Source organism: Brachybacterium kimchii, assembly GCF_023373525.1.
Taxonomy (GTDB): Bacteria; Actinomycetota; Actinomycetes; order Actinomycetales; family Dermabacteraceae; genus Brachybacterium; species Brachybacterium kimchii.
Genome location: NZ_CP097218.1, coordinates 205,536 through 229,763 on the forward strand (window position 1 = coordinate 205,536; position 24,228 = coordinate 229,763).

Consider the following 24,228-nt stretch of genomic DNA (forward strand, 5'->3'; position numbering starts at 1 on the left):
GGAGCGTGGCGGGACGCACGTGAGCGCGGTCCGGGAGCGCCCGGCAGCGGAGCGCCGGACCACGCCCGACGACGGCCGGTTCCGCGCACCGGGCGGCGCGGATCCCACCAGGTCCGGACCTCTACGATGGGGGCATGCCCACCTCGAGCCGACCCGACCCCGCCGCGCCCGGCGCCGATCCCGCGGATCCGGCCGTGCGCCCGGGTATCCCGCCGCGCCGCGAGGACCTCGCGGGCGTCGAGCCGTACGGGGCCCCGCAGATCGACGTGCCGCACCTGCTGAACGTCAACGAGAGCCCCTTCGGCCCCTCCGCCGCGCTCGCCGCGGATCTGGGGCGCGCGGTGCAGGAGGCGTCGGCCGGCCTGAACCGCTATCCCGACCGCGAGTTCACGGCGCTGCGCGCAGACCTCGCCGAGTACCTCGCCGCGGAGTCCGGGATCCCCGCGCCCGCGGTCGAGGAGGTCTGGGCGGCGAACGGCTCGAACGAGGTCATGCACCAGCTGATGCTCGCCTTCGGCGGGCCCGGCCGCACGGCCCTCGGCTTCGCCCCGCACTACTCGATGTATCCCGAGTACGCGCGCGACACCTTCACCCGCTGGGTCGTCGCCGACCGCGGCCCCGCCCCGGACTTCGCGCTCGGCGCGGACGACGTGCGCGAGGCGATCTCCGCGCACCGTCCGCACATCGTCGTCCTCACCAGCCCGAACAACCCGACGGGGACGGCGCTCGACCCGGAGGTCGTGCGCGCCGCCGCCGAGGCGCTGCTGCCCAGCTCGGGGATGCTCGTCGTCGACGAGGCCTACGGCGAGTTCCGACGCGACGGCGTGCCCAGCGCGCTCGAGCTGCTCGGCGAGTTCCCGAATCTCGTGGTCACGCGCACCATGTCCAAGGCCTTCGCGCTCGCCGGCGGCCGTCTGGGCTATCTGGTCGCGGATCCGCGGATCGTCGACGCCGTGCGCGTGGTGCGCCTGCCCTACCACCTCTCGGCCGTCACCCAGGCCGTCGCCCGCACCGCCCTCGCGCACCGCGAGGAGCTGCTGGGCCAGGTCGAGCGGCTGCGCGCCGAGCGCGACGCCCTCTTCGACCACCTCGTCGAGCGCGGTCACGTCGTCGCCCCGTCCGACGCGAACTTCGTGTACTTCGAGCCGCTCCTGCACCGGGCCGCGAGCCGCCACGACGTGTGGGAGGCTCTGCTCGAGCGCGGCGTGCTCATCCGCGAGGTCGGGCCCGAGCCCTGGATGCGGGTCTCGGTCGGCGCGCCCCAGGACAACGCCGCTTTCCGCACCGCCCTCGAGGAGGCCGACCCCCGATGACACAGACTCCCGACGAGCCCCGCGCGCACCGCACCGCGAGCATCTCGCGCACCACCCGCGAGTCCAGCGTCGAGGTCTCCCTCGACCTCGACGGCACGGGCCAGGTGGACGTCTCCACCAGCGTGCCGTTCTACGACCACATGCTCACGGCGCTGGGCACCCACGCGCGCTTCGACCTCACCGTGCGCGCGAGCGGCGACACCGACATCGACGTCCACCACACGGTGGAGGACACCGCGATCGTGCTCGGCCAGTGCCTGCGCGAGGCCCTCGGCGACAAGCGCGGCATCACCCGCTTCGGCGAGGCCACCATCCCGCTGGACGAGGCGCTCGCCCACGCGGTGGTCGACGTCTCCGGCCGCCCCTACTGCGTGCACACCGGCGAGAGCGAGGCGCAGGCCCTGCACCTCATCGGCGGGCACTTCACGGGGTCGCTCACCCGGCACGTCCTGGAGTCGCTGTCCTTCCACGCGGCCATCTGCCTGCACATGCGCGTCCTCGCCGGTCGGGACCCGCACCACATCGTCGAAGCCCAGTTCAAGGCCCTCGCCCGGGCCCTGCGCGCCGCGTGCGCCCCCGATCCGCGCGTCGCCGACATCCCCTCCACGAAGGGAGCACTGTGAGCACCGCAGAACCGCCCCGCCCCTCCGGCGGCGACGACGACATCGACGCCGAGTTCGCCCGCCTCACCCAGGGTCTCGACCTCGGCGGCGAGGCCGAGGACGCCGCGGAGGAGTCCGCCCCCTTCACCGTCGAGGACATCATCGTCGGCGGGGACGACGAGGAGCCCGCGATCGCCGTGGTCGCCACCTCCGTCGCCTCCGCGAAGGCTCTCGCCGGCGCGATCCGCCTGGGCCGCGAGGCCCGCACCGACGGCGCCGACATCCCCGCCGGCGCCCGCGTCCACGACACCGGCATGGGCGCCATCGCCGTCGGCGCCCTCCAGGAGGACGCCGCCCACGAGCTCGCCGCCGTCACCTCGACCGCCCTGCAGCGCAACGGCGTCGTCCTGTTCTGGCGCAAAGGCGACCGCATGACCGCGACCCGCTACAAGGCGGGGGAGCGCGGGGACGACGTCTCGCCCGCGATCGTCATGGGGGCGATGGACGAGGTCGTCGAGCAGCTCATGCTCGGCTCGGCCGACGTCGCCACCCTCGGCGAGGGCTACGACCCCGCCGTCCTCACCCGTGACGAGGCGCTCGCCTGGATCGCGAAGGGGCGCAAGGGTCGATGAGCGGGAGCGAGAACAGCCTCACCCCGCAGAGCGACGCCCCTGCGCCGCGCGTGGTCGTCCTGGACCACGGCAGCGGGAACGTCCGCTCCGCCGTGCGCGCCCTCGAGGCCGCCGGCGCGGACGTCGAGCTCACCGCTGATCGCGACAGGGCGCTCGGGGCCGACGGACTCGTCGTCCCCGGCGTCGGAGCCTTCGCGGCGACCGCCGCGCAGATCCGCGCCGTGGGCGGCGACCGCATCATCGAGCGGCGTCTGGCCGGCGGGCTCCCGGTGCTCGGCATCTGCGTGGGCCTGCAGGTCATGTTCGCGGCCGGCACCGAGCACGGAGAGCGCGCGGCGGGCCTCGATCAGTGGCCCGGCGAGATCACCCGCCTCGAGGCCGACGTCGTCCCGCACATGGGCTGGAACACCGTCGAGGCCCCCCAGGGCAGTCGACTGTTCGCGGGCATCGAGGACGAGCGCTTCTACTTCGTCCACTCCTACGCCGCCCGCGCCTGGGAGTTCGAGTCGCAGCCGCCCCTGCCCGACCCGCTGGTGACCTGGTCCGATCACGGCGGCGACCGCTTCGTCGCCGCCGTCGAGAACGGTGCGCTGACCGCCACCCAGTTCCACCCGGAGAAGTCGGGCGGGGCCGGGACGCGTCTGCTGCGCAACTGGCTCGCGGGACTGCCGCGCCTCTCGACGAGGCCGGCGGCCGCGGCCGAAGCCGACGCGGGTGCGGCCGACGCCGAAGCGGACGCCGATGCGGGGGCCGCCTCATGATCCTCGCCTTCGTCATGCTCTTCGCCGGCGGGATGCTGCTCGGCGGGGCGTGGTCCTTCCACCGCTCCGGCAAGCCCTGGTGGCTGCGGATCCTGCTCCTCGTGCTCGGTCTCGTCTGCGTCGCCGTCTGCATCTGGCGCATCCAGACCTGACCCGCGCTCCCGCCGGCCCTTCCTCTCACCTCTCCCACCGTCCGCTCCCGGAGGACCCCATGACCAGCCCCGCTCTCGAACTCCTGCCCGCCGTCGACGTCCAGGACGGCCAGGCCGTGCGCCTCGTCCAGGGCGAGGCCGGCACCGAGACCAGCTACGGCTCGCCGCTCGAGGCGGCGCGCGCCTTCGAGGAGGGCGGGGCGAGCTGGCTGCATCTCGTGGACCTCGACGCCGCCTTCGGGCGCGGCAGCAACGCGAACCTGCTCGCCGAGGTCGTCGCGGCCGTCGATCTGCAGGTCGAGCTCTCCGGCGGCATCCGCGACGACGCGAGCCTCACGGCCGCGCTCGCGACCGGCTGCCGCCGCGTGAACCTCGGCACCGCCGCCCTCGAGAACCCGGAGTGGACGGCCGAGGTCATCGCCGAGCACGGCGACCGCATCGCCGTGGGCCTCGACGTGCGCGGCTCGACGCTCGCCGCGCGCGGCTGGACCAAGGAGGGCGGTGACCTCTGGGAGGCGATCGAGCGCCTCGACGCCGCCGGCTGCGCCCGCTACGTCATCACCGACGTGACGAAGGACGGCATGATGAGCGGCCCCAACGTGGACCTGCTGCGCCGCGTGTGCGAGAGCACCGACGCGCAGGTCGTGGCCTCCGGCGGCATCTCCTCGCTCGACGACCTCGCGGCACTGCGGACCCTCGTGCCCGAGGGCGTCGAGGGCGCGATCGTCGGCAAGGCACTCTACGCCGGCGCGTTCACCCTGCCCGAGGCACTCGAGGTGGCGGGACGCCCATGACGCCCGCGGGAGAGGTGCCCGACCCGGAGAGCACCGTGGGCGGGCGCACCCTGCCGGCCCACTTCCGCGAGAAGTCGCGCTTCACCGACACCGCGGGCACCAGCTGGGCGGGCCGTGACTACAGCACGAGCCCCTTCCCCGAGGACGACGGCACCACCCCGCGCCCCGTCGCCGAGGCGCTCGATGCGCTCACCGCAGGGCAAGACCCCTCCCGTCGGCACCTTGTCGCCGCGCTCGCCGGCAGCCGGGTGCTCGTGCCGATCATGGCCGTCGCCACCGAGGAGGGCACGACGGCCCACGGTCTGACCGGCGACAATGGGGCGGACATGGCGATGGTCTCCATCACCGCGCCCGACGGCTCCCGTGTCCTCCCCGTGTTCACCTCGGTCACCCAGCTGCAGCGTTGGCAGCAGCGCGCCCGGCCCGTCCCCACGCCCACTGCGCAGGCCGCCCAGGCGGCCGTGCAGGAGGGCATCACCCAGCTCGTGCTCAATCCCGCCGCGCAGGCGGTCGAGGGGCCGGACGGCGGGGCGGGGGGCCCGGCTGCGGCAGGTGCGGACCCCGCGGCCGACGCGTGCGGGCCGGTGCTTCTGCAGCGCTCCGTGCTGTGGGCGCTCGCACAGGGACGGGACTGGGTGCCCCCGCACGAGGACCCCGAGGTCGCCGCCGAGCTCGCGCGCATCGCCGGCACCCTGACCGAGGTGCTCGCGCTCGACCCGCGCCCCGGGGAGCGCGCCGAGGTGGATCTGCTGGTGCGCCTGCGTCCGGGCCTCGACGGGGCCGACGTGCAGAGGGTCGTCGGGGCGCTCGGCGAGCGCCTCGGCGCCTCGATGCTCGTCGCGGACCGCGTGAGCTCGCTCAAGCTCACGCTGGGACGGTGAGCGCGCCCGGCCCGACGCCCGGACGATCGTGTCGGTCGTCCCGCCGCTGACGGATCAGCTGACGCGGCCGGTCCACTTCTCGCCCGGTGCCCGCCCCGGCTCGTCGGGGAACGGCAGGGCCTCCGCGAAGGCGAGCTGCAGGGTGCGCAGGCCGTCGCGCAGAGAGCGCGCATGCTCGTTGCCGATCTCGGGGGAGGCGGCCGTGACGAGCCCGGCGAGGGATGCGATGAGCTTCCGCGCCTCGTCGAGATCCTGGTAGTGGCCCGTGGTCTCGTCCTCGGCGAGCCCGATCTTCACGGCGGCCGCGCTCATCAGGTGCACTGCCGCGCTCGAGATGATCTCGACGGCGGCGACGTCCGCGATGTCGCGCGCGGCGTCGGACGCGATCCCGATCTCGGCGTCCTGGTGGCTGTGCCCCGAGTGGTCGTGCGCGCCCTGATCGGAGGGGCTGCGCGCCTCCTCGAGCCGGAAGGACTGCGGAACCTCGGGGGAGCCGGCGGTGCCGGGGGAGTCCGCGTCGTCGGCGGGGCTGGCGGGGGTGCCGAGGTCGGGCATGTCGTTCACAGGGTCCTTCACGAGGTCGAGGGGAGGGGCGACGCATGTCACGGGGCGCGGCGTCGTCCTGCTGGTAGCATAGGGGACCGGAACATGACGTTCCCCTTTGCAAGTGGAGCCTCTCCCACCTCGCGGCGTGCAGTCGTCGGGGTCGTGTCGCAGCCTGACGTCCGCGTCGGCAGCGCGCCCGTGCGGCGCGTGCACTCGAGGCCTCCACATCCGTGTGGGGGCCTTCGTCATGTCGTCGGACACCGAGGTGAGGAGACACCCATCAGCGAACAGCGCATCAATGGCCAGATCAGGGTCCCGAAGGTCCTGCTGGTCGGACCCAATGGCGAACAGGTCGGCACCGTGCGTGTCGAGGACGCCCTGCGGCTCGCCGCGGAGGCCGACCTCGATCTCGTCGAGGTCGCCCCGGGCGCGAATCCGCCCGTGTGCCGTCTCATGGACTATGGCAAGTACAAGTACGAAGCCAACATGAAGGCACGCGAGTCCCGCAAGAACCAGACCAATACGCTCCAGAAGGAGATTCGTATGGGTCTGAAGATCGATACCCACGACTACGAGACCAAGCGTCGCAACGTGGAGAAGTTCCTCGCCGGCGGTGACAAGGTCAAGGTCATGGTGCGCTTCCGCGGCCGCGAGCAGGCTCGTCCCGAGCGCGGCATCCAGCTGCTGGGACGGATGGCGGAGGACGTCGCCGACTTCGGCTTCGTCGAGTCGCATCCTCGCCAGGACGGTCGCACCATGGTGATGGTGCTCGGCCCGGTGAAGAAGAAGACCCAGGCCCGTGCGGAGGCGCGCAAGCGCCGCACCGACGCCGAGAAGGCCAAGGACAAGGAGAACGCCGCCGCGAACTCCGCTCCTGCCGACACCTCGGCCGCCGATGCCACCTCGGCCGCTGCCACGACGTCGGACGCCGACGCCGCGCCGGCCACTCCGGACTCCGCGCCGGACCCCCAGTCCTGATCGCTCGCCCGCACCCCGCGTGCGGGCCCACGATCCCATTCAGAAGGAGAACAGGCTGATGCCGAAGAACAAGACCCACTCGGGCACCAAGAAGCGCGTCCGGGTGACCGGCTCCGGCAAGCTCATGCGCGAGAAGGCGAACGCTCGCCACCTGCTCGAGCACAAGAGCTCCACCCGCAAGCGCCGTCTGGGCAGCGACACGAACGTCGCGAAGTCCGACGCCAAGCGCGTGAAGAAGCTTCTGGGCCGCTGAGCCCCCTCGCGGGATTCCTGAGTTCCCGCACCATCGAACTCGAACACCAGCGAAGGAGAATCACGTGGCACGCGTGAAGCGGGCGGTCAACGCCCAGAAGAAGCGTCGGGAGATCCTCGAGCAGGCCAGCGGCTACCGCGGGCAGCGCTCGCGTCTGTACCGCAAGGCGAAGGAGCAGGTGCTCCACTCGCAGACCTACAACTACCGCGACCGCAAGGTCCGCAAGAGCGACTTCCGTCGTCTGTGGATCCAGCGCATCAACGCTGCGGCGCGCGCGAACGGCATGACCTACAACCGCCTCATCCAGGGCCTCGGCCTCGCGGGTGTCGAGGTCGACCGTCGCATGCTCGCCGAGCTCGCGGTGAACGACGCGCCGGCCTTCGCCGCGCTCGTGCAGACCGCCAAGAGCGCCCTGCCGAAGGACGTCAACGCCCCCGCGGCCTGACCCTCGACAGCCAGCTCGCACGATGAGCACCACGGAACGCCCGGACAGCTGGGCGATCACCTCCCCGAGATCAGATCGGGTGAAGAGGATCGCCGCGCTGTCCGGGCGTTCTGCTCGTCGTAAGCAGGGGCGGTTCCGCGTCGAGGGCCCGCAGGCCGTCCGCTCGCTCCTCCAGCATTCCGCCCCGCTCGTGCGGGAGCTGTACGTCACCGCCGACGGGGCCACGGCGCATCCCGACATCCTGGAGCTCGCGGACGCGCACGCGATCCGCCCCCGCGACGTCGACCCTTCGATCCTGCGGGCGATGACCCGCGGCGAGGAGGACGGCGCCGCCGCATCCATGGCCGCCCCGCAGGGCGTGCTCGCCGTCGCCGACCTCCCCTCGGCGTCGCTCCACGCGGTGCTCGATACCCTCCCCGACGGGCCACTCACGGCGCTGGTCCTCCACGGCGTCCAGGACCCCGGGAACGCGGGCACCCTGATCCGTGCGGCCGACGCCTCGGGCGCGCGCGCGGTGCTCGCCACGACCGGCACCGTGGACCTGTACTCCCCGAAGGTCGTCCGCTCGGCGACCGGCAGCCTCTTCCATCTGCCCGTGGTCGCCGGGATCGCCCCGGAGGACCTCTCACCCGCTCTGCACGATGCGGGCATCTCCGTGCTGGCGACCAGCGGGTACGCCGATCACGACCTCTTCACCACGGAGCTCCCCACGCGCGGGGCATGGATCATGGGCAACGAGGCCCACGGTCTGCCGCAGGAGATGCTCGATACGGCCGACCTCGCCGTGCGGATCCCGCTCGCGGGCGACGCGGAGTCCCTCAACGTCGCGATCGCTGCGACCGTCTGCCTCTTCGAGACCCTGCGGCGACGCTGAGCGCCCGACTACGCCACGGCGCCGTGCTCCTCGAAGGGGTGGACCGTGCCGGCGATGTGGTCCGCGAACTCGACGAGTCGCGCGCTGCTGATCGGATCCAGCCCGATCATCCGCTCGACATCACCCTCCTGCTCGTCGACCGGGAACTCGTCCGGAGCGAAGGCAGGGAGCATGAACACGTCCGCGGGCGGGGTTCGGTGCGGGTCGACGTCCCGAGACTGGTCGACGCCCCTGTGGGAGACGCCTTCCCCGCGCAGGGCGCAGCGCAACGGGGGAGCGGCGCTCGAATAGCTGCGTCCCATCGGGGTCGTGATCTCGTAGGTGCGGGACGGTGCCCGGGCCGGCGGCGCGTTCGGAGGTCCTGAACCGCACTGCTCGGCGTCCTCGAGCGTTCCGCTCCAGCCGGGCAGCGCCATGAGGTAGTTGCACCCTTCGCAGCGCGCGACGCCGTTCGCGACGACGGTCTCACCGCCGTCGGCGTATCGCACGACGTGGTCGATGTGACGGGCACGGGCGTCGCAGAACGGTGTGCGGCAGTGCTGATCGGCCATCTCCACGAAACGCCGTTCGTTGCCGGTGAATCGCCGTCGGCTCGCATCGGCGTCCCGCAGACGCCCTGACACAGGATCGGTGTACAGGCGGCGGATGAAGCGTGCCGGGTCGGCGCGGAGCTGCTGGTCGGGCGGCTCCGGATCCTTCTCGTCTCCCGGCCCCTGCGGCGCCGCGAGCGCGAGCCGGCGGGCGATCGCCGCGGGCATGGGATGCCCTTCGACCCACGCGGTGTCCTCGCCGCCGGCGAGCAGCGACTCGTCGGTTATCAGCAGCTGGATCTCCACGTCGACGTCCTCGGGTCGCTCGAGTCCCGTGGTCCGTCGGAAGAGCGCATCGGCCATGTGCTGGCCCCTCGTGCCCTCGACGCCGGAGGCCCGCGCGCTGGAGGCGGCGTCGTCGAGCGCCTTGTACACGGCTACGCCCTCGACGAGCGGGAGAAGCGCGCTCACGCGCACCACCGCGTCGGACACAGGCCGGATCGAGACGTGCCGCTCACCGACCTCGCGCTCGTTGCGGGCGAGCGCGGCCTGCTGGTCGATCTCGTCGGCGCGGGCCCTGGCCATCCCGCCCGCGCGGCGCGGGGAGACCTCCGGCAGGTGCTCGGCCACGGAGGCGTCGACCCGTGCACGGTCCTCGTCGTCGAGGCAGAGGACGGCCTTGGCGACCTCGTCGGCCGACCAGCGCGAGATCTCGCCTCGCGCGAGCAGCCCCATGGTCCGCGGGAGCGTCTCCACGATCACCCGGTCCAGGGCGAGCTGGTTGCCCTTGCGCGCAGGCGAGGCGTGCCGGGAGAGTGCGAGCTCGTGCGAGAGCCCCTTGCCGATCGCCTCGTGCGGGATGCCGTCGTTCCTCTGCTGTGCGATGCGGGCATGGCGGAACGCGACGGAGGCGCGCATCTGCACCGCATCGGTGCGCGAGCGCAGCCGCTCGCTGACCGCGACCACGTCGAGCAGCGCGCCCGGGAGGGAGATGGTCGACGTCCCGGTGGAAGCGGAGACATCACCGGTGAACGGGCCTTCGGCCTCCGACGGATCGGCGTCGAGCGCAGAGAGGATCCCCTCGGCGCGCTCGACGAGGCCCGCGGCGGATTCCAGGAGGGCGAGCGCGTGCGCCGCACGGGACGCGTGCTGCGGCAGGGGCGTGGCCGTGTGCGTCATCGGCGCCACCTCCCGCCCGCGTCATCGCTGGTCATCTGGGCCACCGGGCGGACAGTCGGCGGGAGCCGATGCCGTTGTCCGATGCTGTTCTTCGACTCTACGAGGACGCACCGACATCCGACGCCGCAGGACGCGGTATGTGGAGAACGCACGCTGGGGAGGAACCGTGCGAGACGGGCCGCCGCTCCGCGATCTGCCCCTCACCCGCGGTCGCCGACCACCCGCGTCGCAGCGATCCGGTCGTGGATCTCACATCCGGACCCGAGCATCACGGTGCCCACGAGCACGATGACCACGCCGTAGAGCAGGACCGTGGCGACCATCGTCCCCGCGGCGCCGGTGTCGAAGTCCCCGTAGACCGCGCCGACGGCGACCACATGGCCCAGCTGCCAGGGGATCGCGATCTTCACGAGATTCCGGACGCACGCGCGGGAGAAGGGAACGCGTGACTTGTCAGGGCCCGCTCCGCCGGATCTCGCACCCTCGGGCCGACCCGGCAGCATCTCGACTCGCAGTCCCTCGCGCCGCTTGCCCCACGTCGATGCTCGCGGGCCGGACTCGGCGCGAGCCGCCCAGAGCGCCGCGAGCACGGGCGGGATCGCGCTCGAGACGAGGGCGACGGCGCGTGCGGTGCCGGCGTCCCCGATGTGCGTCGCGAGCGGAATCCCGATCGGGAGCATCGCTGCGGGCAGCACGAGGTATCCCACGCAGTCGCGCGCGTAGGCCCGCGCACGGCGGACGAGGAGCGGGGCGAGCAGGCGGCCCCTCATGCCGCGCCGCTCGCCGCGATGTCGCGCATCGATGCGCTCCTCGTCGCCCATGCGGTCATCTCACAGCCAGTCGCCCCGCGCGGCCTCGATCTCGGCGCCGATCGTGGTGTCCGGGCCGTGGCCCGTGTGCACGATGGTCTCCGGGGGCAGCGTGAACAGGCGCTCGCGGATCGAGTCCTCGATCGTGGGCCGGTCGCTGAAGGAGCGGCCGGTCGCGCCGGGGCCGCCCTGGAAGAGCGTGTCGCCGGTCAGCACGCAGTCCAGCGCCGGGACGCGGTAGCAGACGGAGCCGGGGGAGTGGCCCGGGGTGGAGATCGCCTCGATGTCTGCACCGGCGACGGTGAACTCGTCGCCGTCGGCCACGTCCCCGTCCCAGGGCAGGTCGCCGTGGGTGAGCCTCCAGACCTCGGCGTCCGCCGGGTTCAGCAGCACGGGCGCCTCGAGCGCCGTCGCCAGCTCGGGAGCGAAGCGCACGTGATCGTCGTGCGCGTGGGTCAGCAGGATGCCCACGCACTCGCGATCGCCGACGAGCGCCCGGATCGCCTCGACGTCGTGCGGGGCATCGAAGACGACGCACTGCTCCTCGTCTCCGAGGACCCACACGTTGTTGTCGACGTCGAAGGTCTCGCCGTCCAGGGTGAAGGTGCCCGACGTCGTCGTGTGGTCCAGCCGCGCCGTCATCGGTTCACCACCACGGTGCGCAGCACGTCGCCGCGATGCAGCGAGTTCAGTGCGTCCTCGACGCCGCCCAGGTCGGTGGTGCCGGTGACGAACCGCTCGAGCGGAAGGCGACCCTGCAGGTAGAGGTCCGTGAGGTAGGGGAAGTCGCGCTCGGGCAGGCAGTCGCCGTACCACGCGGACTTCAGGGAGCCGCCGCGGCTGAACACGTCGGCCAGCGGGATCGCGAGCTCCGCATCGGGATGGGGCACGCCCACGAGCACGACGCGGCCGGCGAGGTCCCGCGCGTAGAACGCGGTCTCGTAGGTCGAGGGGATGCCCACGGCGTCGATCACCACGTCGGCGCCGAATCCGCCGGTGAGATCCTGGACCCTCTCCACGATCTGGTCCCGGTCGAGGTCCTTGGTGTTGATGGTGTGGGTCGCGCCGAGGTCCGACGCGGCCTGCAGCTTCTCGTCGACGATGTCGAGGCCGATCACGGTGGTCGCCCCCGCGAGCACGGCGCCGGCGATCGCGGCGCTGCCCACGCCGCCCAGACCGATGACGGCCACGGTCTCGCCGCGCTGCACGTCGCCGGTGTTGAGGGCTGCGCCGAGCCCGGCCATCACGCCGCATCCGAGCAGGCCCGCGACCTCCGGCCGCGCCTCCTCGGAGACCTTCGTGCACTGCTTCTCGTGGACGAGGGTCTTCTCGGTGAAGGCGCCGATGCCGAGCGCGGCCTCGAGCTCGGTGCCGTCCCTCAGCGTCATCCTCTGCGAGGCGTTGTGGGTCGCGAAGCAGTACTGCGGCCGGCCCTTGCGGCAGGCCCGGCAGTCGCCGCACACCGCGCGCCAGTTCAGGACGACGAAGTCGCCGACGGCCACGTGCGTGACCTCGTCGCCGATCGCCGCGACGCGCCCGGCGGCCTCATGGCCGAGCAGGAACGGGAAGTCATCCGTGATCGCGCCGTCGCGGTAGGCGAGATCGGTGTGGCAGACCCCGCAGGCCTCCACGTCGACCACGACGTCGTGCACCCCGGGGTCGGGGATTTCGATGTCGGTGAGCTCCGCCGGCTCGTTCGGATGGCGAGCGATGACGCCCTTGACGGTCGTGGGCATGGTGGGGCTCCTTCCGCTGGTGGTGGTTCCCGGCCAGCCTATCGGCCGGGCCCGCCCGGCGAGCCTCCGGCGGGCGGGTCGGCGCGGTGCGCGCCGCCCTCCTAGAATGGTCCGCGGTGCGGCGGGGCCGACGGGCGATCCCCCGCGGCGCGCCATCCGCACATCAGCCCACCGGACGAAAGCGATACCCGTGTCCGAGACACCTCCCAGCCCCGACTCCGCGGCCGTCACGATCGACGAGCCGACGATCGGCGCCGCCGTCGACGCCGCGCTCGCCGCGATCGCGTCGGCGGGCGGCACCGCCGAGCTCAAGCAGGTCCGCATCGACCACGTCGGCGACGCGAGCGTGCTCTCGCGCGCGAACGCCTCGATCCGGGGCCTGCCCAAGGACCAGAAGGCCTTCGCCGGCAAGCTCGTCGGGCAGTCGAAGGGGCGGGTCCAGCAGGCGCTCGCGGCCCGACAGACCGAGCTCGCCGAGGCCGAGGAGGAGGCCGCGCTCGCGCGCGAGACGGTCGACGTCACGGTGCCCGTGGACCGTCGTCCGCGCGGCTCCCGCCACCCCATGCGCACCCTCCAGGACCGGATCGAGGACTTCTTCGTCGGCATCGGCTGGGAGATCGCGGAGGGCCCGGAGATCGAGACCGGCTGGTTCAACTTCGATGCCCTGAACGCCGACCCGGACCACCCCTCGCGCTCGCTCCAGGACACCCTGTACGTCGCGCCCGAGGACTCGGGCCTGCTGCTGCGCACGCAGACCTCCCCGGTGCAGATCCGCGCCATGCTCGAGCGCGGCGCCCCGCTGTACATCGCGTGCCCGGGCACCGTGTACCGGGCCGACGAGTTCGACGCGACCCACTCGCCGATGTTCAACCAGGTCGAGGGGCTCGCGATCGACAGGGACCTGACCATGGCGAACCTCGTCGGCACGCTCGACGCCTTCGCCGCGGCGATCTTCGGCGGGCGCCCGATCACCCGCCTGCGCCCGAACCACTTCCCCTTCACCGAGCCCAGCGCGGAGATGGACTTCCGCTGCTTCAGCTGCGAGGCGCGGCTGGGGCTCGATCACGACGCCGACCCGGCGTGCCGCGTGTGCGGCGGCACCGGCTGGATCGAGATGGGCGGGTGCGGCATGGTCCACCCGAACGTGCTGCGCTCCGCGGGAGTGGATCCCGAGGAGTACCAGGGCTTCGCCTTCGGCCTCGGCATCGAGCGCATCCTCATGCTGCGCAACGGCGCGGACATGCGAGACATCGTGGAGGGCGACGTCCGCTTCTCCCAGCACTACGGGACGGAGATCTGAGATGCCCCGCATTCCGCTCACCTGGCTCGCCCAGCACGTGAACCTCCCCGAGGGCACGAGCGCCCTGCAGGTCGCGACCGACCTCTCGCGCGTCGGCCTCGAGGAGGAGGCGATCTTCGGCGCCCAGGTCACCGGCCCGCTCGTCGTCGGCCGCGTCCTGGACCTGGTCAAGGAGCCCCAGAAGAACGGCAAGACCATCAACTGGTGCCGTGTCGACGTCGGCCCCGAGCACAACGAGGCGCAGGACGACCCGAAGGATCCGCAGCCCGGGGAGGAGCGCCCGAGCCGCGGCATCATCTGCGGCGCCCACAACTTCGTCGAGGGCGACCTGGTGGTCGTCTCCCTGCCGGGCACCGTGCTGCCCGGGCCGTTCGAGATCGCCGCCCGCAAGACCTACGGCCACGTCTCCGACGGCATGATCTGCTCGGGCGACGAGCTGGGCCTCGGCCCGGATCCCGACGGCGAGGACGGCATCATCGTGCTGGGCCGCGGCCACGCCCGCGGCCTCACCGGCGAGCCCGGGGACGACGCGATCGCACTGCTTGGCCTCGGCGAGGAGGTCGTCGAGATCAACGTGACGCCCGACCGCGGCTATGCCTTCTCGATGCGCGGCGTCGCCCGCGAGTACGCCCACGCCACCGGCGAGGCCTTCACCGATCCCGCCCTCGAGGTCGAGGTCCCCGCAGCCGACGGGCCCGGCGTCGAGGTGCGCCTGGCCGACGAGACCCCGATCGACGGCCGTCCCGGCTGCACCCGCTTCGTCGCGCAGGAGGTCACGGGCATCGACCCGACGGCGCACGCGCCGCGCTGGATGCAGCAGCGCCTGGTGCTCGCGGGCATGCGCCCGATCTCGCTCATCGTGGACGTCACGAACTACGTGATGCTCGATCTCGGCCAGCCCCTGCACGCCTACGACGCGGCCGAGCTCGTCGCACCCGTCACGGTGCGCCGCGCGCACGCGGGGGAGGAGCTCGCGACCCTGGACGACAAGCCCCGCGCGCTGGATCCCGAGGACCTCGTGATCGCCGATGCGGGCGCGGGCGACCGCGCGATCGGCATCGCGGGCGTCATGGGCGGGGCCTCGACCGAGGTCTCGGCCGCGACCACGGACGTCGTCCTCGAGGCCGCGAGCTTCGACCCGGTCTCGGTGGCACGCTCCGCGCGCCGCCACCGCCTGCCCAGCGAGGCATCCAAGCGCTTCGAGCGCGGCGTGGATCCGCAGCTGCCCGCGATCGCCGTCACCCGGGCCGCGCAGCTGCTCGCCGAGCACGGCGGCGGGACGGTCTCCGCCGCTCGCACCGACGTCGGCGCGGAGTCCGCGCAGCGGCCGGCCCCGATCGTCCTCGAGGTCGGCGCGCCCACGCGGCTCGTGGGCGTCGAGTACACGAGCGCGCAGGTCCGCGAGGCGCTCGAGAAGATCGGCTGCACGGTCGAGGACGGCCCGGTGGGCGACGGCTCCGCCGAGGGGGCGGCGGACGGCGGGCCGAGCTTCCTCGTCACCCCGCCCAGCTGGCGCCCCGACCTCAGGATCCGCGAGGACCTCATCGAGGAGATCGCGCGTCTGCTCGGGTACGAGCAGATCCCCTCGGTGCTGCCTCAGGCGCCCGGCGGAGCAGGCCTCACCCGCGCGCAGAAGAGCCGCCGCTTCGCGGCCCGTGCGCTCGCCGAGGTCGGTCTCGCCGAGGCCCTCTCCTTCCCGTTCGTGCCGGAGAGCGTGTTCGACGAGCTCGGCTACGGGGCCGATGACCCGCGCCGCGACGCGGTGCGTCTGCTGAACCCCCTGGCCGACGACGAGCCGCTGCTGCGCACCGAGCTGCTGCAGACCCTGCTTCCCGTGGCACGGCGGAACCTGGGGCGCGGCCAGGAGTCGCTCGCCCTCTTCGAGGTCGACGCCGTCTCCCGGGCGGGATCGGGCCCGATCGCGCCGCTGCCGGCCGCGCAGCGCCCGACGGACGCGCAGCTCGAGGCCGTGCGGGACGCCATGCCCGTGCAGGCGCGCCACCTCGCCGCGATCCTCGGCGGGGCGAGCGGGTCGGACTCGTGGTGGGGGAGCGGCAGGCCCTGGGACTGGGCCGATGCGATCGACCTCGCCCACCGTGCGGCCGCGGCCGTCGGCGCCCGGCTCGAGGTGCGCGGCCGCGAGCACGCGCCCTTCCATCCGGGCCGCTGCGCCGAGCTGCGCACGGACGACGGCGCCGTGGTCGGGTACGCGGGCGAGCTGCACCCGAAGGTCGTGAAGGCCTTCGACCTGCCCGCGCGCACCTGCGCGCTCGAGCTCGACCTCGAGCAGGTCATCGCGGCGGCCCCCGCGGTGGTGGCCGCGGAGCCGGTCTCGACCTACCCGCTCGCGAAGGAGGACTTCGCGTTCGTCGTCGAGGACTCCGTTCCCGCGAGCGCCGTGGAGGCCGCGATCATCGCCGGCATCGGCGACGTCCTCGAGAGCGTGCACCTCTTCGACGTGTACACGGGCGACCAGGTCGGCGAGGGCAGGAAGTCGCTCGCCTTCGCGGTGCGCCTGCGCTCTCAGGAGGGCACGCTGTCGGCCAAGGAGATCGGTGCGGCGCGCGAGCGCTGCGTCCAGGCGGTCGCGAGCGCCGTGGGCGGCGTGCTCAGGGCGTGAGCACAGGGTGAGGCAGCTCGGTGGACTCCCCTGAGCGGTGAACGGAGGCGGAGCGCGACCACGTGGTCGCGCTCCGCTTCTCGTGTCGGGGGCTCCGAGTGCTCCGGGGATTCCGGTGACGTCGTGTCGCGCCCGTCCCCACCTCGACGCCGCCTCGACCTCGCCCAGATGTGCGTGACTATGCATCCTCCTGTATAGTTCTGCGCATGACGCCCTCCGGACTCCCCGACGCGCCCGCACCGCACCCCTCGCACGCCCCTGCGCGCCTGCGCGCTGCGGTCGTCGGCGCCTCCGGATACGCGGGCGGCGAGACCCTGCGGATCCTCGCCGACCATCCGCGGATCGACGTCACCACCGTGACCGCGCACTCGAGCGTCGGCAAGCACCTCAGCGAGGTCGCGCCCCATGTGCATCTGGACGAGGATCTCGAGCTCGTCGACACCACCGTCGAGAACCTCTCGGGTCACGACGCGGTCGTGCTGGCCCTGCCGCACGGCCAGTCGGGGCAGATCGCCGCCCGGCTGCGCGCGAGCGATCCCGAGGTGCTCGTCGTCGATCTCGGCGCGGACCACCGGCTCGAGAGCGCCCAGGACTGGGCCGACTACTACGCGGGCGAGCACTCGGGGACCTGGACCTACGGCATGCCCGAGCTGCCCCTGGTCGCCGGGGGATCGGCCGACGGCGCCTCCCGCCAGCGCGACCTGCTGCGCACCGCCCGCGAGATCGCCGTCCCCGGCTGCAACGCGACCGCGGTGACCTTCGCCCTCGCGCCGCTCGTGCGCGCGGGCCTCGTCGACCATCGCGCGCTGAGCGCCGTCCTCCCGGTCGGCTACTCGGGTGCGGGCCGCAGCCCCAAGCAGCACCTGCTGTTCGCGGAGGCCGCGGGCGGCGCCGCGGCCTACGGCGTCGGCGGCACGCACCGGCACATCCCCGAGATCCTCCAGAACCTGCGCCGCGCCTCCGGCACCGCCGACGCGCGCCTCACCTTCACCCCGGTGCTCGTGCCCATGACGCGCGGCATCTTGGCCGTCGTGACCGCGCCCGCGGGCGACGGCGTCACCGAGCAGGCGCTCCTGGACGCTCTCGGCGCGGACTTCGCGGACGAGCCGTTCGTGCACGTCCTCCCCGGCGGGGCCGTCCCCAGCACCCAGCAGGTGGTCGGGGCGAACACCGTGCGCATCGGCGCGACCGTGGACCGACGAAGCGGGCAGGTCACGGTGATCTCCGCGATCGACAACCTCGTCAAGGGCACCGCCGGCGCCGCCGTGCAGTCCATGAACATCGCCCTCGACCTCCCGGAGACCCTGGGCCTGCCGCGCACCGCCCTCGCGCCCTGAGCGCCCGCGCCACTCGGCGCCCCGTCATCGTCCGCCTCTCATGCACCACGGGAGACACACCATGTCCGTCACCTTCCCCGAAGGATTCCTCGCCGCCGGGATCGCCGCCGGCATCAAGAAATCCGCCGCCGCCGATCTCGCCCTCGTCCTCAACGAGGGGCCGCTCGACGTCGCGGCCGCCGTCTTCACCTCCAACCGCGTCCAGGCCGCGCCCGTCCAGTGGTCCCGTCAGGCCGTGGCCGACGGCCGTGCCCGCGCGGTGATCCTGAACTCGGGCGGCGCCAACGCCTGCACGGGCCCCGAGGGATTCGCCGACACCCACCGCACCGCGGAGCACGTCGGGGCGCTCCTCGAGATCTCCGCCCAGGACGTCCTGGTCTGCTCGACGGGTCTGATCGGCGAGCGCCTGCCGATGGACGCGGTCCTCGGGGGCGCGATGAGCGCCCGCGACGCCCTGGACCCGGGGGCCGACGCCGGGGCCGATGCCTCGCGCGCGATCATGACCACGGACACGGTCCCGAAGACCGTCGAGGTCACGACGCCCTCGGGCGCCCGCATCGGCGGCATGGCAAAGGGCGCGGGGATGCTCGCCCCGCAGCTCGCGACGATGCTCGTGGTCCTCACCACGGACGCGGTCGTGACCGCCGACGTCGCCGACTCCGCCCTGCGCGAGGCCACCCGCACCACCTTCGACCGGGTCGACTCGGACGCCTGCATGTCCACGAACGACACCGTGATCCTGCTGGCCTCGGGTGCGAGCGGCATCGAGGTCGGCGCCGCCGAGCTCGCCGAGTCCCTGCGGGAGGCGTCGGCCGCCCTCGCCCGCATGCTCGTCGCCGACGCCGAGGGGGCGAGCCACGACGTGCACGTGGTCGTCACCGGCGCCACCAGCGAGCACGCCGCGCTCGCCGTCGCCCGCGAGATCGCCCGCTCGAACCTCGTGAAGGCCGCGGTCTTCGGCAACGACCCGAACTGGGGGCGGATCGTCTCGGCCGCGGGCTGCGTGCCCGAGGAGGTCGCGCCGTTCGACCCCGATGCAATGTCCGTGCACGTCAACGGCGTGCAGGTGTGCCGCGAGGGCGGCGCCCACGAGGACCGCTCCCTGGTGGACATGACCCCGCGCGAGACCCTCGTCGAGGTGGACCTCGGAGCGGGGGAGGCCGATGCCGACATCTGGACCAACGACCTCACCCACGACTACGTCGAAGAGAACAGCGCCTACTCCTCATGACCGAGACGCCCCCCGCTCCCACCGGCGCCGGCACCGCAGGCCCCGCCGCGCCGCTCGCGGACTCCAAGAACCCTCTGGGGGACCTCACGCCAGCGCAGGCGGACGCACGCGCGAAGTCCGAGATCCTCATCGAGGCCCTGCCCTGGATGCAGCGCTTCATGGGCAAGATCGTCGTCGTCAAGTACGGCGGCAACGCCATGATCGACGACGAGCTGCGCCGTGCCTTCGCGGCCGACATGGTCTTCATGCGCCACGCCGGCATCCACGTGGTCGTCGTCCACGGCGGCGGCCCCCAGATCAACTCGATGCTCGAGCGCGTCGGCGTCGAGAGCGCCTTCCGCGCCGGTCTGCGCGTGACCGACGAGGAGACCATGCAGATCGTGCGGATGGTGCTCGTGGGGCAGGTGGGCCGTGAGCTCGTCGGCCTCATCAACGAGCACGGGCCCTATGCGATCGGCATGTCCGGCGAGGACGCCCGGCTGTTCTCCGCGCGCCGCCGCGGCGCCGTGGTCGACGGCGAGGAGCTCGACCTCGGGCACGTCGGCGCGGTCACCCAGGTGCGGCCGGAGTCGATCCAGGACCTGCTGGATGCGGGCCGGATCCCCGTGGTCTCCTCGATCGCTCCGGAGATCGACGCCGACGGGCGGCCGACGGGCGCGGTGCTGAACATCAACGCCGATCTCGCCGCGGCCGCCCTGGCCGCGGGGCTCGACGCCGAGAAGCTCGTGGTCCTCACGGACGTCGAGGGGCTGTACCGGGACTGGCCCGACCGCGACTCCCTGATCCCCGAGATCAGCGCGAGCGACCTGCGCGAGATGCTGCCCTCGCTCACGGCGGGCATGATCCCGAAGGCGGAGTCGCTGCTGGACGCCGTGGACGCCGGAGTGCGCACCGCGGCCATGACCGATGGCAGGATCGCGCACGCGGTACTGCTCGAGGTGTTCACCGCCAAGGGCGTGGGCACGATGGTGAGGAGGGACGACTATGTCTGAGCCGACCGCAGGGGAGACGACGGCGGGCGCCGAGGATCTCGCCGCACGCTACTCGCGCTCGATGCTCGGCGTGTTCGGCGCCCCGCAGCGGGTGCTCGTGCGCGGCGAGGGCGCGCTGGTGTGGGACGCGCAGGGCAGGGAGTACCTGGACCTGCTGGGCGGGATCGCCGTGAACGCGCTCGGCCACGCGCACCCCTCGCTGGTCGCCGCGATGACCAAGCAGGTCGAGTCCCTCGCGCACGTCTCGAACTTCTTCGCGACGCCCACCCAGATCGAGCTCGCCGAGACCCTGCTGCGCCTCGCGGAGGCCCCCGAGGGGTCGGGCGTGTTCTTCACGAACTCGGGCACCGAGTCCAACGAGGCGGCCTTCAAGCTCGCGCGGCGCACCGAGCGCCCGCGGATCCTCGCCCTCGAGAACGCCTTCCACGGCCGCACCATGGGAGCCCTCGCGCTCACCCACAAGGAGGCCTACCGCGCGCCCTTCGAGCCCCTTCCCGGGGGCGTCGAGTTCGTGCCCCCGAACGACACGGACGCGCTCGCCCGCGCCCTCGCCCCGGGCGACGTCGGCGCTCTCTTCCTCGAGCCCATCCAGGGCGAGGCGGGCGTGGTCCCGCTCGATGCCGAGTACCTCCGCGCGGCCCGGGAGCTGACCGCGCAGCACGGCACTCTCCTGATCCTCGACGAGGTGCAGACCGGCATCGCCCGCACCGGGCACTGGTTCGCCCACCAGGGGGTCGACGGGGTCGTGCCCGACGTCATGACCCTCGCCAAGGGACTGGGCGGCGGCTTCCCGATCGGCGCCGTGATCGCCTACGGCCCGAGGGCGCGCGCCCTCCTGCAGCCCGGCCAGCACGGCACGACCTTCGGCGGCAACCCGCTCGGCGCGGCGGTCGCCCTCAGCGTGCTGGGCACCATCGCCGAGGACGATCTCCTGGGCAACGCCCGGCGCACGGGGCAGCACCTCGCGGACCGCATCCTGGATCTCGCCGCGACGGACCCGCGCGTGCTCGGCATCCGCGGCGAGGGCCTGCTGCGGGGGATCGCGCTCGCCGACCCCGTCGCCCCGCAGGTCGTCTCCGCCGCGCTCGAGGCCGGGTTCATCATCAACGCCGCCAACCCGTGCACGCTGCGCCTGGCCCCGCCGCTCATCATCACGAGCGACCAGCTCGACGCCTTCGTCGACGCCCTGCCCGGGCTGCTCGACGCGGCGAGCGCACCCGCCGACACCGAGCCCGCACCCACCGAGAAGAGGTCCTGAGATGCCCCGTCACTTCCTGCGCGACGACGACCTGAGCCCGCGCGAGCAGAAGCAGGTGCTGCAGCTCGCCCAGGTGCTCAGCGAGGACCGCTTCGCCCGTCGGCCCCTCGAGGGCCCGCGCACGGTCGCCGTCATCTTCGACAAGGCCTCGACCCGCACCCGCGTGTCCTTCGCGACCGGCGTCGCCGAGCTCGGCGGCAGCCCGCTCGTGCTCGACGCGTCGACGAGCCAGATGGGCCGCGGCGAGTCGATCGCCGACACCACGCGCGTGCTCACCCGGCAGGTCTCGGCGATCGTCTGGCGCACGTTCGGCCAGTCCCGGATCGAGGAGATGGCGCACCATGCGAGCGTCCCGGTGATCAACGCGCTGACCGATGAGTTCCACCCCTGCCAGATCCTCGCGGACCTGCTCACGATCGCCCAGCACACGGGCGGGTTCGGGGCGGACGACGCGGCGCTCGAGGGACGCTCGATGGCCTATCTCGGCGACGGCTCGAACAACATGGCGCACTCCTACCTGCTGGGCGGGGTCACCGCTGGCATGGACGTGCGCATCGCGGGGCCGGCGAGCCACCTGCCCGCCGCGCCCGTCGTCCGCGACGCCGAGGCCATCGCGCGCGAGACCGGCGGCAGCGTCACCATCACCGACGATCCCGCGCAGGCCGTCGAGAAGGCGGACGCCGTCATCACCGACACCTGGGTCTCGATGGGCCAGGAGGGCGAGGGCGGTCGCGGCGAGGAGACCTTCGCCCCGTACGCGGTGACCGAGTCGCTGATGGCGCGCTCGGGCGGGATCTTCCTGCACTGCCTGCCCGCCTACCGGGGCAAGGAGGTCGAGGCCTCCGTGATCGACGGACCCCGCTCGGTGGTCTGGGACGAGGCGGAGAACCGCCTGCACGCCCAGAAGGCGCTGCTGACGTGGCTGCTCGAGCATCCTGACGCGGCCACCGCGGCGCACGCCCGACCCCTGGGGCAGCGATGAGCACCACGGATCATCCCCGCACGCTCGCGCAGACGAAGACCGCGCGCCAGGAGCGCATCGTCGAGCTGCTCACCACCCGCGAGGTCTCCTCGCAGGCGCAGCTGGCGGACCTGCTCGGCGAGTGCGGGATCGACGTCACCCAGGCGACGCTCTCGCGCGACCTCGTCGAGCTGCGCGCCGAGAAGGTCCGCGGCAGCAGCGGCGGTCTCGTCTACCAGGTGCCGGCCGACGGGGGAGACCCCGGCAGCTCGCGCCGGGTCGCGAGCACCGAGCTGATCGGGGCCCGGCTGCGCCGGCTGATCGAGGAGCTCCTCGCCTCGGCCGACGTCGCGCAGAACATCATCGTGCTGCGCACCCCGCCCGGGGCCGCGCAGTTCCTCGCCTCCGCGATCGACCGCTCGGTGCTGCCCGAGCTCGTCGGCTCGATCGGCGGCGACGACACGGTGCTGCTCGTGGCCCGCGACAACGAGGCGGCCGACGCCATCGCCGCCCGCCTCCTGGCCCTCGCCGAGGGCCGACGGGGCGAGGGCGAGCCGCCCGACGCCGAGCTCGACACCACGCGGACCGCGCCCTGAGCCGAGCCCCCGCCGGGGGACAATGACCCCGGACCTCCGTCGGCAGGGACGCACCCGTCGCAGCACCGACCCCGCCCCGACCCGACCGCCGTCGGCCCCGCGCCGACGCACCCACCCGCTTCCACCCCTCACGAAGGAGCATCACCCGTGACCGAACGCATCGTCCTCGCCTACTCCGGCGGCCTCGACACCTCCGTGGCCATCGGCTGGATCCACGACGCCACCGGCGCCGAGGTCGTCGCCTGCGCGGTCGACGTCGGCCAGGGCGGAGAGGACCTCGAGGTCGTCCGCCAGCGAGCCCTGGACTGTGGCGCCGTCGAGGCCTACGTGGCCGACGCCCGCGACGAGTTCGCCGACGAGTACTGCATGCCCGCCCTCAAGGCGAACGCGCTGTACATGGACGCCTACCCCGTCGTCTCCGCGATCTCCCGCCCCGTGATCACCAAGCACCTGGTCAAGGCCGCGAAGAAGTTCGGCGCCTCGACCGTCGCCCACGGCTGCACCGGCAAGGGCAACGACCAGGTGCGCTTCGAGGTCTCCATCACCTCGCTCGCGCCCGAGCTCAAGTGCATCGCCCCGGTGCGCGACCTCGCGCTGACCCGCGACCGCGCGATCGAGTACGCCGAGCGCAAGAACCTCCCGATCGCGACCACGAAGCACAACCCGTTCTCGATCGATCAGAACGTGTGGGGCCGAGCCATCGAGACCGGCTTCCTCGAGGACATCTGGAACGAGCCCACCAAGGACGTCTTCAACTACACCGACGACCCGGCCTTCCCGCCGGTGCCCGACGAGGTCGTGATCTCCTTCGAGCAGGGTGTCCCGGTGGCGATCGACGGCCGCCGCGTGAGCGCGCTCGAGGCCATCCAGGAGCTCAACACCCGGGCCGGCGCGCAGGGCATCGGCCGCATCGACATCGTCGAGGACCGCCTGGTGGGCATCAAGTCCCGCGAGGTCTACGAGGCCCCCGGCGCGATGGCGCTGATCACCGCGCACCAGGAGCTCGAGCGCGTGACCCTCGAGCGCGAGCAGGCCCGCTTCAAGCGCAGCGTCGGCGACCGCTGGACCGAGATGGTGTACGACGGCCAGTGGTTCTCCCCGCTCAAGCGCTCCCTCGACGCGTTCATCGACGACACCCAGCGCTACGTCACCGGCGATGTCCGGATGACGTTGCACGGCGGTCGCGCGACGGTCACCGGCCGCCGCTCGGAGTCCTCGCTGTACGACTTCTCGATGGCGACCTACGACGAGGGCGACCAGTTCGACCAGTCGCAGGCCAAGGGCTTCATCGAGATCTACGGGCTCGCCGCCAAGCAGGCCGCGGCCCGCGACGTGGCCTTCGGCAACGGCGAGGACGTCGACGCCGCCGACGAGGGATCGAAGTGACGGGCTCCGCGTCGTCTCCCGCAGGCTCCGCGTCTCCCGCGGGCTCCGCGTCGTCCGCGGCC

General features: G+C 73.0%; 25 protein-coding genes. 20 read left to right on the plus strand and 5 right to left on the minus strand.

Going from position 1 to position 24,228, the window contains the following annotated elements; translation table 11 throughout:
- The first annotated feature begins 134 nt into the window (after positions 1–134).
- Genes M4486_RS00985 through M4486_RS01015 form a run of 7 tightly spaced genes read left to right on the plus strand, consistent with a single transcriptional unit; the run spans position 135 to position 5,135 of the window.
- Positions 135–1,313: a histidinol-phosphate transaminase gene (locus M4486_RS00985; RefSeq protein WP_249479140.1), complete on the plus strand. Its 1,179-nt coding sequence runs from the start codon at positions 135–137 to the stop codon at positions 1,311–1,313.
- Entirely contained in the window at positions 1,310–1,936 is a 627-nt protein-coding gene (hisB, locus tag M4486_RS00990; RefSeq protein ID WP_249479141.1) for an imidazoleglycerol-phosphate dehydratase HisB, read from the plus strand. Before M4486_RS00985 ends, hisB begins: the two co-directional genes overlap by 4 nt.
- Complete coding sequence (locus tag M4486_RS00995) at positions 1,933–2,547, plus strand: hypothetical protein (protein WP_249479142.1); 615 nt, start codon at positions 1,933–1,935, stop codon at positions 2,545–2,547. The genes hisB and M4486_RS00995 overlap by 4 nt, the downstream gene beginning before the upstream one ends.
- A complete protein-coding gene (gene hisH, locus M4486_RS01000; RefSeq protein ID WP_249479143.1) occupies positions 2,544–3,308 on the plus strand; it encodes an imidazole glycerol phosphate synthase subunit HisH in 765 nt (254 codons plus the stop codon). Before M4486_RS00995 ends, hisH begins: the two co-directional genes overlap by 4 nt.
- On the plus strand, positions 3,305–3,460 hold the full coding sequence (locus tag M4486_RS01005) for a hypothetical protein (RefSeq protein ID WP_193636179.1): 156 nt from the start codon (positions 3,305–3,307) through the stop codon (positions 3,458–3,460). The genes hisH and M4486_RS01005 overlap by 4 nt, the downstream gene beginning before the upstream one ends.
- A gap of 59 nt (positions 3,461–3,519) precedes the next feature.
- Positions 3,520–4,254, plus strand: coding sequence for a bifunctional 1-(5-phosphoribosyl)-5-((5-phosphoribosylamino)methylideneamino)imidazole-4-carboxamide isomerase/phosphoribosylanthranilate isomerase PriA (gene priA / locus M4486_RS01010; RefSeq protein ID WP_249479144.1), 735 nt, complete (start codon positions 3,520–3,522; stop codon positions 4,252–4,254).
- Entirely contained in the window at positions 4,251–5,135 is an 885-nt protein-coding gene (locus M4486_RS01015; protein ID WP_249479145.1) for an SseB family protein, read from the plus strand. Before priA ends, M4486_RS01015 begins: the two co-directional genes overlap by 4 nt.
- 54 nt (positions 5,136–5,189) lie before the next feature.
- Here the strand turns inward: M4486_RS01015 and M4486_RS01020 are convergent, their stop codons facing one another.
- On the minus strand, positions 5,190–5,528 hold the full coding sequence (locus tag M4486_RS01020; protein WP_152352029.1) for a DUF1844 domain-containing protein: 339 nt from the start codon (positions 5,526–5,528) through the stop codon (positions 5,190–5,192).
- Between the two features lie 360 nt (positions 5,529–5,888).
- Here M4486_RS01020 and infC point away from each other — a divergent pair, with 360 nt between their 5' ends.
- The 4 genes from infC to M4486_RS01040 all read left to right on the plus strand — a co-directional run bounded on the left by infC (position 5,889) and on the right by M4486_RS01040 (position 8,231).
- The gene (infC, locus tag M4486_RS01025) at positions 5,889–6,659 is read left to right on the plus strand and encodes a translation initiation factor IF-3 (RefSeq protein WP_249481188.1); all 771 of its coding nucleotides are present in this window, start codon (positions 5,889–5,891) and stop codon (positions 6,657–6,659) included.
- Between the two features lie 58 nt (positions 6,660–6,717).
- Positions 6,718–6,912 (plus strand): 50S ribosomal protein L35, encoded by a 195-nt coding sequence (gene rpmI, locus M4486_RS01030; RefSeq protein WP_152351945.1) that lies wholly within the window; start codon positions 6,718–6,720, stop codon positions 6,910–6,912.
- Positions 6,913–6,976: 64 nt separating this feature from the next.
- Positions 6,977–7,357 carry a 50S ribosomal protein L20 gene (gene rplT / locus M4486_RS01035; RefSeq protein ID WP_152351946.1) on the plus strand — a complete coding sequence of 127 codons (381 nt, stop codon included), beginning with the start codon at positions 6,977–6,979 and terminating at the stop codon, positions 7,355–7,357.
- 22 nt (positions 7,358–7,379) lie between these two features.
- Positions 7,380–8,231, plus strand: coding sequence for a TrmH family RNA methyltransferase (locus M4486_RS01040; RefSeq protein WP_249479146.1), 852 nt, complete (start codon positions 7,380–7,382; stop codon positions 8,229–8,231).
- An 8-nt stretch (positions 8,232–8,239) separates the two neighbouring features.
- On the opposite strand, the gene M4486_RS01045 is transcribed toward M4486_RS01040, so the two are convergent.
- The 4 genes from M4486_RS01045 to M4486_RS01060 all read right to left on the minus strand — a co-directional run bounded on the left by M4486_RS01045 (position 8,240) and on the right by M4486_RS01060 (position 12,485).
- The gene (locus M4486_RS01045; RefSeq protein ID WP_249479147.1) at positions 8,240–9,940 is read right to left on the minus strand and encodes an HNH endonuclease; all 1,701 of its coding nucleotides are present in this window, start codon (positions 9,938–9,940) and stop codon (positions 8,240–8,242) included.
- A gap of 200 nt (positions 9,941–10,140) precedes the next feature.
- Complete coding sequence (locus M4486_RS01050; RefSeq protein ID WP_249479148.1) at positions 10,141–10,761, minus strand: RDD family protein; 621 nt, start codon at positions 10,759–10,761, stop codon at positions 10,141–10,143.
- A 9-nt stretch (positions 10,762–10,770) separates the two neighbouring features.
- Positions 10,771–11,391, minus strand: coding sequence for an MBL fold metallo-hydrolase (locus M4486_RS01055; RefSeq protein WP_249479149.1), 621 nt, complete (start codon positions 11,389–11,391; stop codon positions 10,771–10,773).
- Positions 11,388–12,485 carry an S-(hydroxymethyl)mycothiol dehydrogenase gene (locus M4486_RS01060; protein ID WP_249479150.1) on the minus strand — a complete coding sequence of 366 codons (1,098 nt, stop codon included), beginning with the start codon at positions 12,483–12,485 and terminating at the stop codon, positions 11,388–11,390. The genes M4486_RS01055 and M4486_RS01060 overlap by 4 nt, the downstream gene beginning before the upstream one ends.
- Positions 12,486–12,675: 190 nt before the next feature.
- Here M4486_RS01060 and pheS point away from each other — a divergent pair, with 190 nt between their 5' ends.
- The 9 genes from pheS to M4486_RS01105 all read left to right on the plus strand — a co-directional run bounded on the left by pheS (position 12,676) and on the right by M4486_RS01105 (position 24,166).
- Positions 12,676–13,785, plus strand: a complete 1,110-nt coding sequence (gene pheS / locus M4486_RS01065) for a phenylalanine--tRNA ligase subunit alpha (RefSeq protein ID WP_249479151.1) — start codon at positions 12,676–12,678, stop codon at positions 13,783–13,785.
- 1 nt (position 13,786) lies between these two features.
- Positions 13,787–16,405 (plus strand): phenylalanine--tRNA ligase subunit beta, encoded by a 2,619-nt coding sequence (pheT, locus tag M4486_RS01070; protein ID WP_249479152.1) that lies wholly within the window; start codon positions 13,787–13,789, stop codon positions 16,403–16,405.
- Between the two features lie 206 nt (positions 16,406–16,611).
- Positions 16,612–17,742 (plus strand): N-acetyl-gamma-glutamyl-phosphate reductase, encoded by a 1,131-nt coding sequence (argC, locus tag M4486_RS01075; protein ID WP_249479153.1) that lies wholly within the window; start codon positions 16,612–16,614, stop codon positions 17,740–17,742.
- A gap of 61 nt (positions 17,743–17,803) precedes the next feature.
- A complete protein-coding gene (argJ, locus tag M4486_RS01080) occupies positions 17,804–18,973 on the plus strand; it encodes a bifunctional glutamate N-acetyltransferase/amino-acid acetyltransferase ArgJ (protein ID WP_249479154.1) in 1,170 nt (389 codons plus the stop codon).
- Positions 18,970–19,965, plus strand: a complete 996-nt coding sequence (gene argB, locus M4486_RS01085) for an acetylglutamate kinase (protein ID WP_249479155.1) — start codon at positions 18,970–18,972, stop codon at positions 19,963–19,965. Before argJ ends, argB begins: the two co-directional genes overlap by 4 nt.
- Positions 19,958–21,223, plus strand: coding sequence for an acetylornithine transaminase (locus M4486_RS01090; protein ID WP_249479156.1), 1,266 nt, complete (start codon positions 19,958–19,960; stop codon positions 21,221–21,223). The genes argB and M4486_RS01090 overlap by 8 nt, the downstream gene beginning before the upstream one ends.
- A 1-nt stretch (position 21,224) precedes the next feature.
- Positions 21,225–22,205 (plus strand): ornithine carbamoyltransferase, encoded by a 981-nt coding sequence (gene argF / locus M4486_RS01095; protein WP_249479157.1) that lies wholly within the window; start codon positions 21,225–21,227, stop codon positions 22,203–22,205.
- Entirely contained in the window at positions 22,202–22,780 is a 579-nt protein-coding gene (locus M4486_RS01100) for an arginine repressor (RefSeq protein WP_249479158.1), read from the plus strand. The genes argF and M4486_RS01100 overlap by 4 nt, the downstream gene beginning before the upstream one ends.
- Positions 22,781–22,927: 147 nt before the next feature.
- Complete coding sequence (locus tag M4486_RS01105; RefSeq protein ID WP_249479159.1) at positions 22,928–24,166, plus strand: argininosuccinate synthase; 1,239 nt, start codon at positions 22,928–22,930, stop codon at positions 24,164–24,166.
- Positions 24,167–24,228: the final 62 nt, after the last annotated feature.